Source organism: Tsuneonella sp. CC-YZS046, from assembly GCF_035581365.1.
GTDB lineage: Bacteria > Pseudomonadota > Alphaproteobacteria > Sphingomonadales > Sphingomonadaceae > JAWKXU01.
Map to the genome: position 1 here is coordinate 1 of NZ_CP141590.1, position 13690 is coordinate 13690.

The window sequence follows — 13690 nt, forward strand, 5'->3', positions numbered from 1 at the left end:
GCAACGCCTTGCTTCGTGCCCGCGATCTGTGGTCCGCTCAATATCGTGGTGGCCGTCGGTATTCTGACCGAGAAACCGCGCAGGTAACGGGTCTGGTTCGCAGGACTGGGGGTGCGAAATGAGCGCCCTTGATCCGCGCGATATTGAGCGCTTCGGAAAAATCCTCGGCCTGCTTTCCAGCAATCACGATGGCGAGCGGGCCGCAGCCGCATGGAAAGCCAGCCAGTTCCTCGAAACCAGGCAATTGGGTTGGGGCGATGTCACGGAGATGCTGAAATCCCCGCCCGTCATCATTCGCCCGCAGGTAATCAATCCGTCACCAGCCGATGCGCCACGCGCGCACCAGATGGATGCACGGCGTTGCCTGTCTTCCACGATCCGCTGGAAAGAGCACGAATCCAGGTTTCTTCAACAGATGGCCGCGCAGCAGCGCAAGCCGACCGAGAAGCAACAGGATTGGCTGGATGCCCTGTCAGATCGGGTGACGCGCTTCTATCGGGAGAACGCCTGTGACTTCTGATCCTGTTGCGGCGTTCCTGGACGCCATGGAAGCGGCTGGCGTTGTGCCGGTGGAGCCCATCGCTGACCGGCTGGGGCCTGATCGCATTTACTTCCGTTGCGATTGCGACAGCAAGAAAGGGCGTAAGACCGGCTGGGCCAAGCTCTATCTCGATGAGCACCCAGCCGGATCGTTCGGCAATTACAAGCTCGGCATCGTCCAGACATGGCGGCTGTCGAACGACCGTTCCTTGACCCGGAAGGAGCGCGCCGAAATCGAGAAGGCGCGCCGTGAGGCAGCGGCAAAGCGGAAGGAAGAGCAGGAAGCGCAATGGCGCAATGTCTCGGAAGCTTGTGCCGCGGATTGGGAACGCTCCAGGCCGGTCAATCCTGAACACCCTTACCTGGTGTCGAAAGGAATCGTCGGTGAAGGCCTGCGCCAGTTCGGTCCGCGCCTGCTGGTTCCCATGTTCGACGCCGATGGGCGGCTGTGGAACATTCAGAGCATCGGCCCGGATGGCGGGAAGCTCTACACCAAGGGCGGACGTGCAACCGGCCTGCTGATGGTTCTGGGTGAGCCCATGGACCGCTTCGTCATTGCAGAGGGGTATGGCACCGCTGCGGTCATCAAGCGGGCAACCGCCCTGCCTGTCGTCGTTGCGTTCACCGCCGCTAATCTGGTGACGGTGGCCAAGGCCATGCGGGACAGGTTCCCTGATGCCGAAATCGTGATTGCGGCCGATGATGATGCGCATCTCCTCAGCCATCCCACCATCCAAAGAAATATCGGCGTCGATGCCGCCCAGGCCGCTGCACGTGCGGTCGGTGGGCGCGTCGCGCTTCCGCCTCGGAGGGCAGCATAATGAAAGAAGCAGCAACAGCCCGCGATTACGCGGATGTCGGCGCTGACATGGGCGACGAGGCAATTGCTGAAAGCCTTGGCAGGGCCATGCCGGAGCCCCGGTTTCCAGCAGGATTCAAGATGACGGCAAAGGGCCTGCTCCTCGATTCTGACGATGGCCCCCGCCATATCGCAGGTGCATTCGATGTAATCGCCCAGACACGGGACCGGCACAGTCAGGCTTGGGGGGTGTTGATCGAATGGCAGGACGATGACGGCGAACCGCACCGCCTGTCGATTGGCCGAGCCCTTCTCGCTGGGGATGGTCGCGAAGTGCGCCACATGCTCCTTGACGGGGGACTTTATGTCTCGCCTGTCTCCAAGGATCGCAATGCACTGCAAACATTCTTGTCGATGGTCAGGATCGACCGTCGCGCACGGGCGGTTTCGCGGGTGGGCTGGCAGGATGGCAGCTATGCCTTGCCTGATCGCACCATTGAAGATGGCTCGGGGGATCTGGTCGTTTACCAGGGCACGGCGGCACTCGACCATGAGTTTCGCCGCCAAGGCACCCTTGAGGGGTGGCAGGACATGGCGCGGCTGGCGGTTGGCAACACTCGCCTCGTCATTGCGCTGTGTGCGGCGTTCGTCGGCCCCTTGCTGGCTGCTACCGGATCGGAAGGGGGCGGGCTGCACTTGCGCGGGCCATCATCCATCGGCAAATCCACTTCGTTGCTCGCAGCGGCAAGCGTATGGGGTTCACCGACATTCGTTCGCCAGTGGCGCGCCACGGCTAACGGGCTTGAAGGCGTGGCCGAACAGGCAAATGACTGCCTGCTGATCCTGGATGAGCTGGCCCAGCTTGACCCGCGCGAAGCGGGTAGCGTCGCCTATCTTCTCGCCAATGGAACCGGGAAATCCCGCGCCTCGCAATCGGGGGAAGCTCGTGCGGCAAAGCGCTGGCTAACCTTCTTCCTGTCGTCAGGGGAAATCAGCCTTGCCGAGCACGCTCGATCCGATGGCCGGGGGCGGCGCTCACCAACGGGGCAGGAAGTCCGCATTTTCGACATCGAAGCGGATGCAGGAAAGGGCTTGGGCCTGTTCGACACGCTGCATGATCTTCCGAATGGCGATGCATTGGCCCGCGCGATCAAAGATCAGGCAGCGCAGCATTACGGGATCGCGGGGCCTGAGTTCGTTCAGCGCTTGCTCGGCAATCTCGACGATACGGCTGCACGTATCAGGATCGGCATTGACTGGTTCGCGGCAAAGTATCAGCCAGTCGGTGCGACCGGGCAAGTTGCTCGTGCCTGTCGTCGGCTTGGCCTGATCGCTATGGCCGGAGAGATCGCGACCGAACTCGGCATACTGCCGTGGGAGCGCTTGGAAGCGGTTTCTGCTGCGGCCAATATCTTCGCTGGGTGGCTTGAAGCCCGTGGCGGCGCTGGCGCGGCAGAGGACAAAACGGCGATTGAGCAGGTTGCCGAGTTTATCAGCACGCACGGTAATTCCCGGTTCCAGCCGATGGACGGCGGGGACAGCACGGTCATCCACAACCGCGCTGGCTTCAAGCGTGAAACCGGCTTGGGCACGATGGAATACCTGATCCCGGCTGCGACCTGGCGCAATGAAGTTTGCCGGGGCCTCAATCCCAAGTCGGTTGCCGCGCTTCTGATTGAGCGAGGCCATTTGATCCCGGATAGCAACGGCAAAGCATCCCGCAGCGAGACTGCGCCGGGCATGGGCAAGGCCCGCTTCTATGTCGTCAGTCAGTCGATTTTCGGAGGCGACGATGCTTGATTGGCTTGATGCTATTCCGAATTTGGGTGTTCTAGGTGTTCCGGGTGTGCAGCCGCAGAAATCCGCCAGTTTTCATGGAACACCCGGTGTTCTTGAAGGTGTTCCCGGTGTTCTGGAGCACCTCGACGGAACACCGGGAACACCTTGCGGAACACCTCACTCCAGCAATAACAATTTGAAAAATAAAGAGGAACACCGAGAACACCCGGAACACCTAAAAACGAGCAATCCCGTTGGTGTTCTGCGTGATTGGCACGACCGGCTTTCTGGCCTGGATATGGCGGTTCCACCTGCCGGTGTGTCTGCTGGATGGTGGGCGCGGACAGTTTCGGATGCCCATTGGATCTACGAGAACTTCGCATCTCGTGCCGTCCGGGATGGATGGTCAGCCCATGATCTGTTCGGGGTGCTTCCCTCCAAGCCCGCATGGGGCGGGATCGTGGATCGGCTGCGCGGCGCGCGCGATCTGGAGATAACCGACTGCCGGGCATTCTGGACGCATGCTGGACATCCCGGCCAGTTCAACAAGGGGGCAGCGGCAATGCTGCTATCATCGGGCCTTGTGCTGCTCTGGGAGATGCAATCGTGAAAACCCACATCATGCATACCCCGCTACTCGGCAAGCTCTACCTGGTGCCGCATTTGGTCGAAGAAGTGCCAGCCGACCGTGTATTCGGCTATGTCGATTTCGGAGATGACACGCGTCTGGTTCAGGGCTTCTGGCTCGGCAAGGGCTGGCTGGATTCAACTGGAAAGCCCTTCTCTCAGCCTATCGTTCATTGGTATCATTTGGAGAGGCCCGATGGCACGTCACCGTTCTGAAAGAGACATTGATCCGAAGCAGATGGATACGGCAGAGCCGCCGCGCCTCGCCGGCAGACGAGCCCAGCCGGACCCGAGCCCTGTTTTGCAAAGCGAAAAGCCCAAAGCACTCGCCAGGGCTCTGAAGCGCTCGGTAACGCCGGGCATAATGATGGAACCCGCGCATGACGGCGATGGGTATGTGCCCACCTCTCCACACAGCGATCAGTATCTTTGGGAGTTGCAGCTTGCCGACGCGTTCGGAACGCGCTCGCAATCGGCGATGGTTCATTTCATCGATCAGCTTAAGGCGCTGTGCTCGTCTGCATATGATCCGGGAGCCGGGCGGTGGAAGCCGGATGAGATTCAACTGAACGCAGCCGTTGCGCTGATCGGCAGCCTCAAACCCCGCAATGAGGCTGAAGCTGCCCTGGCTGCACAGATGGTCGCCATACATTGGATGCAGATGCGCCTTTCTGCCCAAGCTCTGAACAATGGCGGAATGATCATGGAGAAGGATGCTGCGCTCGCGGGCAAACTTGCACGGACCTATGCGATCCAGATGGACGCGCTCCTTTCCCTGAGGGGGCAGCGCCGCACTGTGAAACAAGCCATCAGCGTGAAGAAGGAACTACATCAGCATGTCCATTACCACCGGGGGGGAGGAGAAAATAGCGAACAACCCCAAGGAGCCGGAGCCTTTGAACCTGCGGAATGCGCCACGCTGCAAAGCTCGAAACCGACAGAGAAAGTTGTGCGGCTCCCCCGCCGTTCGGGGCCGCGCAGTGTGTAGGCTGCACGGGGGAAAGAGCCCTGGTGCGCCACGCGGCGCGCGTAACGGCAACTGGAAACACGGAGGCGAAACGCTGGAAGCGCTTGCAATACGGCGGCAGGCGCGTCGGCTTCTGGAGATGTGCAATGCCTAGATCCCCGAATGATTTTGTACATACCTTGCAGGACAGACTTGCATCACTGCATGAGGAAAAGCAGGCTTGTGAGGATCGATCTGCGCGCCGCGTCATCAATCGGAAAATGCATGAACTGGAGAGATTATTGAGGTGGGCAACGCAGCGCATCGAGACGACACCCGAGGATTTGGGGCTGCTTTGAGTTTTCGGACGCCGAGCAATTCAAGGGCAGGAGAAATTGCGAGCTTTCCTGAAGGTGTCGGATCAATCCTGGACTGCAAGTAAGTCTAGTGGAGGCCACTGCTCTTCTTGAAGCTTCTCGAATAACGTGCAGGCTGGTGGTTCATCGTCAGTACCCATACTGAAATGGCAGATATGCTGTCGGTCTGGAGAAATGACAGTGTGTCTGTCCAGCAGTCTGTAGATGCCTTCGTGCCAACCCGCGATCCTTGCAAAATCGACCGGTCGATCTGCTTTGAAAATTCTCCTGCTGTCACCCCTGTGCAGCGCTGGCGCAATTTTCTTCTCATAAGCATTGATAAGCATCTGCCGGGTCATGAAAGGCCCTTCTAGATTGCGCCAGACGAATTTGCTCTCGCAATCACGTTCTAGCTTGAGAGGCTGAGGGAAAAAGTCATCATGTAGAAGTGCAAGCTTACGAAAAATTTGGCCAGCTTTCGTAGATGTTGTTAGGGTGCCTGCTTTCGTTGCCACCAGATCTTCGTGAAGGATTAAGCATCCGATTGCCAATAGCTCGGCAATCATGCGAAATTGAAGGGTGCATATCTCCTCAATTATCTTGGCGGGTAACGCTACCTCACCATTTAAGGCCCGGAGCACAACATTTTGCCGCAATTTGATTTCTGCAAGAATATCGAGATATGTTGAGCGTGCAATTTCGTTCAGCATCGCCGATCCTGGTGGCTGACGCTGGCCGCTTACGTTCGGAATAGACCAGCGTGCTAATGGGCTTTAGTGAGTTGCCTGCCCCTAGAGGCGTTCAGTAGCAATAGATTGCTTCCGCATTCGCTTACTGAACGCGCGCTTGAGCTTCTGCAACTGGCCGCGCTTCCAATGCAGGAGGCGACGAGACTTGCGCGAGAAGGCGTCACACTCGTCGCCGTTCACTGTTCCGCGATTGCCCATCATGACACGGCTACCTGCATCTCAACCGCCACAACTCGCCGCCTGTGATCGCTGAATTTCTCGCCGCTTCCGCTTTCGGTGCGGACACCATTCACCTTCCAGGGCTTGCAGAGCTTGCAGCCAGCCCGTCGATTGCGGGTTCGCCCTCGTTTGTGATGCATATTCGCCTCCTTGCACTCCGCTAACATATGGGAGGGGTGCGGCTAGCGCAAATCGCGGTAGTTATGCGCGAAATTAGAATTGCTAGCGACAATTCCTGGGTGATGCACACTGGCGAGTATCTGGCCGAAGCACGGGCTTTATACCGCGCAGGCCATACAGGAACGCCGGGAGTTGCGAGCCATCCTGATGGCGGCGCGGAATACCCTCACCAATGTCTAGGAGTGCAATAGTTTAGTCTGGAACCGATTAAGCGAGTTTAGCGCCTAAGATTTAGCCCGCGCGACGGTAAACGCCCGTCACCTCTTCTACCTCGAAGGGAAATGAAATCGGCGTATCAGCATTACGAATGATCATACCGCCTCGGATAAGCGCGGCGAGCGAATCCGGAGTAGCCGTGGTCTGGAAGTAGGGATTGTCAGCAGCGGCAGTGCTATAGCGGACGAAACTAGCGTCAGTCGTGCTCAAACTAATCGTTTGCTGCATCATCTCATGCCTCCTTTCGCCAGCCTTCGAACCGCCTTTGATCCTGGAAGCCGATCTGGGCAGGGACACCCGCAGGGGCTGGCACTTGAACTTGAGAGATCGTTCCCTCGGATATAAACTGGTGGCTGCCAAACGCACTGCTCTCGATCAACGCACGCGACGCCACATAATTCGCTTGAGGCTGTCCCGCAAGCAGCATGTCGGGGTTGAACGGGGAGCGCAACAATAATGCCTCAACATAGTTCTGCTGCAAAGCCTTTAATATCTCGTAAAACGGCTGGTCAGGGTTTTCGATTTTCAACCCGAGTCCTCTGGCCTCACGCCGGTTAATTGTGTGGTCGTGGCTGCCAGATTCACTGCACAGAAAAGAGACGATGCGATCGACTACGTCCGCATCAGTCTTCTGGAATTCCAATAGTTTACGTGCCAGAGTGCGAATTTGCTGCCGTGTTCTGAAAATTTGGCCGAGGACGAGCGGGTGAATTTTCTCCGAAAGGTTGGTCCATATCCCAGCCAATGCCTGACCGTCGCTGATCTTTAATTCGTTGGTGGCGACATCGAGATACCCCTGCACAGCTTCCACACTCACTGGTGCCCGGTAGTTCGGCGCTCCGCCCGGCACGGTGGGACCGAGTGGACTATTCAGACTGGGATCAATTGGACCGAGCGTGGCCTGCTTGGTCATCACGATCTTGTCAGCACCAAGGCAAATCAGGGTGCCAGCGCTTAGCGCTTTGACCGGGACGATAACCTCTAATTCATCGCAGAAGGTGCGAATGAGGTTGATCAATCGCCAAGCAGCGGCGGTATCACCACCATTGGTATATAGCACCAAAGAGATTTTCTGGGTGGGCCAAATCGCATCAAGATGATCGACGAATAGATCGACAATCTCCGGCGAAACCTGAGTTTCTACGCCAGGCCGATCACCGGTCACATATGCGATGACACGACTGTCGCGAGCTTGCTCGATTTGCTCGTAAATGGTCTTGCGCGCTGCAAAATCAGGCAAGCTGTATCCCCCGTTTCCCGCTGCATATCCTTGTCATCTGAGGTGGGAAAGTCAAAATCTCGCGGTGCATCGGGCGGGGACAAATCTGAAGCCTGTTATTTCACTGTGGAGCCCCAATCACGAGTGAAAGAACCCCGCCCAACGCCGTGGAGCGCGGGGCGGGCAAGATATCCGTTTCGGGGCGGGTTTTTTACCTTCTGCAATTGGTCTTGAGGTTGGGCTGATAGATACCCACCACTTTGCCGACCATGCTATGCGCCACCCCCCAATCGGCGTATGGCCCATCGTGATAGCCAGTTGGCAGCACATGCCACCAGCGTTTCGGTTCACCCGCCCGTCTTATGACGCGCACAACCCTGCGACTTGTGCTGATGCGGACTCGTGGCTCACACGGCTCGTGCTCGCGATTGAACCGGTCATAGGTCTCCCAGCCCATGCCGCCAACGGGTCGCTGATTCTCAACGACGTAAAGCGCGCCGTCCTGAATTTCTTCACAACATAGGCCATCCGTCTCATAGACAACAACATAGCCTTGTAGGGCAACAACATCGTGATGATGTACAGGAATACTGCGGAACACCCGCAGCTTCTGCAGAGCGAAGTCCGTTTCCGTTAATGAGAGGGCGGGTAAAGTGCTGGTGTGCGCTGTGGCGGTACTAGGCATCGGAGCGCTCCTTGTCTTCCAGAACAGTCCAGCGGCTTCCCTTGTGAAGCGTGCCATGCTCAAAGACGTAGGAGATCATCGCCTCTCGGGCTCCACGTTTGCTCAGGGTGGAGCGATAGCGGTGAATTAGGCGACGAAGCGGGTATCCCGTCCACCCTTCCGCTTTCCATTTTTCTGCGGAATAGGGGATAGTCTCTTCGAGGCCCCCATCGGGCCGGACCATGATGCGCCCACCCGCCGCTAGATACTCGTTCGCTGCCTCTGCAATCGAGTTATAAGGCTGATTATCGGCGAAGTGGCCGAGCATGTTTAACAAGGCAATCACGTCTTTTCGGCGGTGCCTACCCCGCCGTAGTTGAGCGGTTAGCGCATCAAGGCGAGCCCGGCGAAGATCTTCTTGGTTATCCAATGAATAACCAAGCATCAAATGGTCTTCGCCATTCTCATCTCTCGTGACGGTAATATCTATGCCGGAATTCCTGCACGCCTTGACGAAGGCCACCGGATATTCATTGCGCATTGGTGCAAGCTCTTTGAGCACGTCCTCAATGGGCTGCGCTTGGGTAAGGTCCGGATCCTTCGGTGGGGCTAAATCCCGGACGATACTATCGAGCAAGCCGCAGGTTTCATCCTCAAGCTCTGTTTCATTGAGCAAGTCGGCGCCCCTGCAGAGTTGAATCTTCTCGATCATCTCTGCCCTATTTCGGACCTTGGAAGCGGCCAAAGTTTTCCATGCGCTCAGGTCGTCCTTGGTAGCGGCTTCCCATTCCAGCTCGATCGCGTCGGCATTGAGGCTTGTCCGTAGCACTTGCACGCTTTGCCGCCACGCTTCGACTTGCTCGCAATATTCGGGGAAATCGGGATGCCCCGCCATCTCCGCGGATGGGCGTTCGCAATCATGCGGTTTCAGGGTGTGCGGAACCTCGCGATCCAAAATGCCTACGCCGGGGACGGAGAGCTTATATCTGATCTTCTTCTCAGGCGCGCGCTGGTCGGCCTCGATAAGTATTCGCTCCAAGACGGCATGGGCTTCACCTGCTATCCGAGTTCGTTCCAGTGCGGCCTCATAAAGCTTCTTTGCCTGATGGAACGAGATCGGCTCCCTTTTCTCCTTCAGCCAGTCCTGGTTCGACTTGGTGTCAGGACGGATGGCGCTCATCATATTCACTTCGCATGATCCTTTCGGCTGATTATCGAGCGGAGATTCGCTAGACGGGTGTCGATTGAGCGCTGATCGCCTAATGCCTTCCGAAGTATTAGCCTTATCGAAGGTTGGGTTTCCGTCCCGGATTGACTCGGTGGTTTCGTTCGCCGCCTGCGCAGCATTGACCCCGGACACGCTGGGTGTAGGGCTTTGGTCAGCCATGATCGTCTCCTAACTAGACGTTGTGGTCAGAGCCGGGTGGTCGTTGGTAGCTTCCACTCGGCTCGTTATTGTGTTATCAGAGTTTTAATGGTCAAGCAAGAAACTGTGATAACAAAGAAACGCGGCCCTAAGCCTACTGGTGTAGGGAGGCTTATTGGTGTCCGCTTCCAACCGGATCAGCTTGCCGAAATCGATGCCTGGGCGGTTGTGCAGGAGGATTCTCCTGGACGCCCGGAGGCTATTCGCAGACTGGTTTCCAAAGGTCTGGCGCGGCCATCCTGAAAGAGGAGTTTGCTAATGGTGGACGCACGCACGGCAACGGCTGCTGATTTCGATAATGCGGCTCAGCGTAACGCCCATGCCTTCTGGGGGTGGCTCGTAGTGGTGGCGATCACCTGGTGGTTCACATCACATTGGTGGGCGCTCGTCCCTGGCGCTCTCGCCATCCTATGTGGCGTACAGTCTATTGGAGCAACGAGGGCCGCAGCCGCATTAAGAAAGGGAGTCTACGGCATTTCTAATCCAAACAATGGCGCACCTGACGGCAACGTGAAAAATCTGACAGATTCTTGATGATTAGAAGGTCTGCACGCAGGCCAACGCGCTCGACATCGAAGTCCCCGCAAAGCGCAGGGTGGCAGAAGGTCTGATAAGTCTTGTCTTCGCCCATGCGGAACACGGCCTTCAGGCCTAGGCGGGAGGCTTACCAACATTGGCGTGATGGACTCCGAGCCGAATATCAGGAACAAGATCAGCCGGGGCAAATTCATGGCGGTGTTTCCTGTTTCAATGTCTGGAAGCAATTGGATCAAACATCCTATGGCTAGATTAGTCGGTGGGCTTATTGTCGCTATCACATACTGCGCGCTATGGATTGGTTACGGACTGCTAGAATCCACCAATTATGAAAGGCAGGCCCGCGCCAAGACCGAGGAATATTCCCGCCATACTAGCGACAAGGTAGCTGAGACCTGTGTGGGCATCCCCCGCGCCGAACGCATCAGATGCTTTTACGAAGCCATAGATGCTCAGGCTGAGTACGAATACAACCAAGCCGATCTTGTAGCCCAGCGGCAAAGTGCTCTGTGGGCCTATATCATGGCCGTTGCCGCGATAATCGGAATGGCCTTGAGCGCTGTAGGTGTTTGGTTGGTCTGGACTACTTTTCGCGAAACCAAACGCACCGCCGACGAAGCGAACGAAGCCAATAAGATTTCCCGTGATCAGATCCGCGCCCATCTTATCTGTGAGGGTGGTGAGTTCCAAGTTGGCGAAAACTTCGCAAACTTCACTCTCAAGTTCAAAAATATCGGCAATTCTAATGCGCGGCAAATTCGAACTCGCGTGAAACTGTGGGTCGCACGGAACGGTCTTGAGGGTGGAGTCCAAGAATTTTTTGGCAACGAGAAAGCTTGGATCACGCTAATACCTGCCAGTCAGACCGAAAGGGCGACTGTGTTTTTCTCATCCATCAAGACTCGATTTGGCGGTGGGATCGAGCAGGAATTGATCCCGCAAAAAATCATCAACGCACTCAGAGATAAGAGTTTCAGTTGGTATGCGGTTGAAGTGACTTTTAGCTGGGACGACATATTCGGCCGTAGACAGAACATTTCCATGTCTCTCAACGCTGAACGAGAGAGTATCTCCTCCAATGGGCAGAAAGGATTGATAGGACGTCTGCAACCAAGCTCCGCTAGGAATTATACTCCCGAACTCAAAGCCTGAAACAGGCGACGAACCGCAAAAGATGGCGCCCGCCACCACAAGTGCGGATAACCATCTGCGTATTGGTGCGTTTGCTACATAATGCCGCAGAAGAATACGACGCTGCGCAGGAACGGGGGAGGTTCGCTCGAATGGGGCGCGACCACTCTTCCCGTGCGGAAGAGTGCATCCCCACAGTCGCCGACATCGGACTGACGCACAAGGAAATCCACGAAGCCCGCAAAACGCGAGCCATACAAAAAGGGGTAATCGGAGTGTCTTGGAAAGACTTGCTGACTTGGAGTGCTATCGTGATGTTCGGCTTCTCCGCTTTGCTTTGGCTTGCCTCAACGCATGTGAAGGTCAATGCGGCCAAAGTGAGGCTGATTACCAGAAAATTCACGGACCAAGCGCGGGGCCGTTTCAGATTGTGAATGAGGATGGCAGCGATTTCTGTGCGACCATTGAGCGTCAATCCCGATGGAGTCGATGGGGAGCCTTTGCAACCGCCATCGCGCTAATCCTTCAGGCAGGGGCCACCGCCCTTAATTCAAACTGACCCACTGCCAAGGCATTTGATTCCTTGACAAATAAGAGGTATTATAATACCTCTGTCTAGCAGGAGGATCGCCGTGAGGCAGACCCATCAAACCAATCTCATCTCCTTCCGGGCGAGTGATCAGCTGGCAAACGCCATCCTTGAACGCGCGGCTAGATCGGGCGTTTCGATAAGCGAATGTCTCCGTTCCGTGGTTCGCGAGAAGGTGGGGCTGCAATGAGCGCCGCCTCCCTCACTCCGGCCACGGATGACTTTCTGTCCGCAGTGTTGACTTGGGCGCTTCGACCTGAAGTCGCTCCGATCCCGCCTGAAGATTTCGCCTTATGGGCCAATTGGCATTGTGCTCGCGAACTGGCCCACTGCGTTGGTCCCCTGATGGGACTTGGCGAAGCAGATGTTTTCGACATCCTCACGCGCATTCCGGACAACATGCTTTCGCTGCTCGACAGTCCGCAGGGTTGGACAGCGCTGGCTGAATATATTGCCCAATATCTACGGCTCCCCGGCCCGCTTTTCATGCCGGTCATCCACTGAGGAAACATCATGGCGGTAAACTGGAACACGCCCGGCGCGGAGGATAACTCACTGGCCTATTTTCAGCTTGGGACCAAGCTGGGAGAGGGGATCAGAGAACGACAGGCCCTTGCCAAATTCGCACGCAATCCTGACGATCCCGAAGCCCTGGCCGGGGTTATGGCGGTTCGCCCTGAATTGGGGATGAAGTTATCCGAATTTCAGGACAAGCGAGCATTCAGCAACGCCCTGGCCGAATATGTCGCCGGGGGTGGAGTTGAAGGGGGCGGCACGAACGCATTGCTCGGCTTTGGATTGTCGGGCGCTGGTCCATCTTCAAGGGCTCCACGGCCTACCGTTGCACCGTTTTCGCCCGCGCAGGAGGAACAGTCCTTCAATCAGGCGTTCTCCCATCTGCCTGATCCCACTACACAGCCACAGGGCGGGGCAATACCCGGCCAGATGCCACCCATGCACGGCCTTATCTCCGGCCATGGTGGCGGCACCTTCGACACCAGCAGCCTACAGGTCACGTCCACGGGCCGCTCAGGCGATCCGATGACGCCCGACGCTCCAGCGGACAACACTTCCGATCTATCGTTCCTCGGTCAACCTCAGACCGGGCGGGACCGCGCCTTTCTCCGTATGGTTCAGCGCTATCCCGAAAAGGCTCTGAAGATCCAATCCACACTAAGGGATAATTTTGTCGGGCGTATGGAAGCGGAACACAAGTTCTACTCCATGGCGGTCGATGAGCTGTCCAGGGCAAGGGACGATACGGGCTGGCAGAGCGGGCTTGCTCGGTTGGAGCCCTACGCCGCCGCCCTTGGGGCTGACCTCGGTGAATCCGTTCCCCTGACATACCCCGGCGAAGAAGGAGTGAAGCGCCTCTTGCAGCAGGCCATGCCCATAAAGCAACGGCTCGATCACCTCATGCAGCAGGCGAACATAGATACGGACAATGCCCGTGCTGATCGCAACACGAATAGCCTGATCGCAACCCGGGAGGGCCGTCTTGCCGAGACGCGACGCAACAATGAACTGCGCAATGCAACCGTTCAGCGAGGACAGGATATTCGCAGCTCCGACACCAGGCGAGGCCAGGATACGCGTGGGAGCGGTGCAGGGGGGCGAGCGCAGATCGTTGCGGTGAAGACACCGGAAGAAGCGCGGGCGCTTCCCCAGGGGACTCGGTTCCGTACACCTGATGGCCGGGTTAAGGTCCGGTAG

Annotated in this window: 18 protein-coding genes; 13 read left to right on the forward strand and 5 right to left on the reverse strand. The window is 57.1% G+C overall.

Annotated elements, in window-relative coordinates; all coding sequences use genetic code 11:
- The first annotated feature begins 118 nt into the window (after nt 1-118).
- From U8326_RS00005 to U8326_RS16385, 7 genes are read left to right on the forward strand one after another with little or no spacing between them, the layout of a single operon-like run.
- Nucleotides 119-520: a hypothetical protein gene (locus U8326_RS00005; RefSeq protein WP_324740126.1), complete on the forward strand. Its 402-nt coding sequence runs from the start codon at nt 119-121 to the stop codon at nt 518-520.
- A complete protein-coding gene (locus U8326_RS00010; protein WP_324741592.1) occupies nt 510-1361 on the forward strand; it encodes a toprim domain-containing protein in 852 nt (283 codons plus the stop codon). Before U8326_RS00005 ends, U8326_RS00010 begins: the two co-directional genes overlap by 11 nt.
- A complete protein-coding gene (locus tag U8326_RS00015) occupies nt 1361-3139 on the forward strand; it encodes a DUF927 domain-containing protein (protein WP_324741593.1) in 1779 nt (592 codons plus the stop codon). Before U8326_RS00010 ends, U8326_RS00015 begins: the two co-directional genes overlap by 1 nt.
- On the forward strand, nt 3132-3728 hold the full coding sequence (locus tag U8326_RS00020) for a hypothetical protein (protein WP_324741595.1): 597 nt from the start codon (nt 3132-3134) through the stop codon (nt 3726-3728). The genes U8326_RS00015 and U8326_RS00020 overlap by 8 nt, the downstream gene beginning before the upstream one ends.
- Complete coding sequence (locus U8326_RS00025; RefSeq protein ID WP_324741597.1) at nt 3725-3961, forward strand: hypothetical protein; 237 nt, start codon at nt 3725-3727, stop codon at nt 3959-3961. Before U8326_RS00020 ends, U8326_RS00025 begins: the two co-directional genes overlap by 4 nt.
- The gene (locus U8326_RS00030) at nt 3942-4733 is read left to right on the forward strand and encodes a hypothetical protein (RefSeq protein WP_324741598.1); all 792 of its coding nucleotides are present in this window, start codon (nt 3942-3944) and stop codon (nt 4731-4733) included. The genes U8326_RS00025 and U8326_RS00030 overlap by 20 nt, the downstream gene beginning before the upstream one ends.
- A complete protein-coding gene (locus tag U8326_RS16385) occupies nt 4693-4866 on the forward strand; it encodes a hypothetical protein (RefSeq protein ID WP_416385497.1) in 174 nt (57 codons plus the stop codon). Before U8326_RS00030 ends, U8326_RS16385 begins: the two co-directional genes overlap by 41 nt.
- Nucleotides 4867-5112: 246 nt before the next feature.
- On the opposite strand, the gene U8326_RS00035 is transcribed toward U8326_RS16385, so the two are convergent.
- The 5 genes from U8326_RS00035 to U8326_RS00055 all read right to left on the reverse strand — a co-directional run bounded on the left by U8326_RS00035 (nt 5113) and on the right by U8326_RS00055 (nt 9681).
- On the reverse strand, nt 5113-5757 hold the full coding sequence (locus U8326_RS00035) for a hypothetical protein (RefSeq protein ID WP_324741600.1): 645 nt from the start codon (nt 5755-5757) through the stop codon (nt 5113-5115).
- Between the two features lie 669 nt (nt 5758-6426).
- Nucleotides 6427-6642: a hypothetical protein gene (locus U8326_RS00040; protein ID WP_324741601.1), complete on the reverse strand. Its 216-nt coding sequence runs from the start codon at nt 6640-6642 to the stop codon at nt 6427-6429.
- Nucleotide 6643: 1 nt separating this feature from the next.
- Nucleotides 6644-7651, reverse strand: a complete 1008-nt coding sequence (locus U8326_RS00045) for an SDH family Clp fold serine proteinase (protein ID WP_324741602.1) — start codon at nt 7649-7651, stop codon at nt 6644-6646.
- Nucleotides 7652-7841: 190 nt separating this feature from the next.
- Nucleotides 7842-8315: a hypothetical protein gene (locus U8326_RS00050; RefSeq protein ID WP_324741603.1), complete on the reverse strand. Its 474-nt coding sequence runs from the start codon at nt 8313-8315 to the stop codon at nt 7842-7844.
- Nucleotides 8308-9681 (reverse strand): hypothetical protein, encoded by a 1374-nt coding sequence (locus U8326_RS00055; protein ID WP_324741604.1) that lies wholly within the window; start codon nt 9679-9681, stop codon nt 8308-8310. Before U8326_RS00055 ends, U8326_RS00050 begins: the two co-directional genes overlap by 8 nt.
- A gap of 297 nt (nt 9682-9978) precedes the next feature.
- Between U8326_RS00055 and U8326_RS00060 the strand changes: the two genes are divergently transcribed.
- The 6 genes from U8326_RS00060 to U8326_RS00080 all read left to right on the forward strand — a co-directional run bounded on the left by U8326_RS00060 (nt 9979) and on the right by U8326_RS00080 (nt 13690).
- Nucleotides 9979-10254: a hypothetical protein gene (locus U8326_RS00060; RefSeq protein WP_324741605.1), complete on the forward strand. Its 276-nt coding sequence runs from the start codon at nt 9979-9981 to the stop codon at nt 10252-10254.
- A gap of 12 nt (nt 10255-10266) precedes the next feature.
- The gene (locus tag U8326_RS00065; RefSeq protein ID WP_324743651.1) at nt 10267-11409 is read left to right on the forward strand and encodes a DUF6471 domain-containing protein; all 1143 of its coding nucleotides are present in this window, start codon (nt 10267-10269) and stop codon (nt 11407-11409) included.
- A gap of 131 nt (nt 11410-11540) precedes the next feature.
- Complete coding sequence (locus tag U8326_RS00070) at nt 11541-11822, forward strand: hypothetical protein (protein ID WP_324741606.1); 282 nt, start codon at nt 11541-11543, stop codon at nt 11820-11822.
- Between the two features lie 198 nt (nt 11823-12020).
- Entirely contained in the window at nt 12021-12167 is a 147-nt protein-coding gene (locus tag U8326_RS16390) for a ribbon-helix-helix protein, CopG family (protein ID WP_416385498.1), read from the forward strand.
- Complete coding sequence (locus tag U8326_RS00075; RefSeq protein ID WP_324741607.1) at nt 12164-12481, forward strand: hypothetical protein; 318 nt, start codon at nt 12164-12166, stop codon at nt 12479-12481. Before U8326_RS16390 ends, U8326_RS00075 begins: the two co-directional genes overlap by 4 nt.
- A 9-nt stretch (nt 12482-12490) precedes the next feature.
- On the forward strand, nt 12491-13690 hold the full coding sequence (locus U8326_RS00080; RefSeq protein ID WP_324741608.1) for a hypothetical protein: 1200 nt from the start codon (nt 12491-12493) through the stop codon (nt 13688-13690).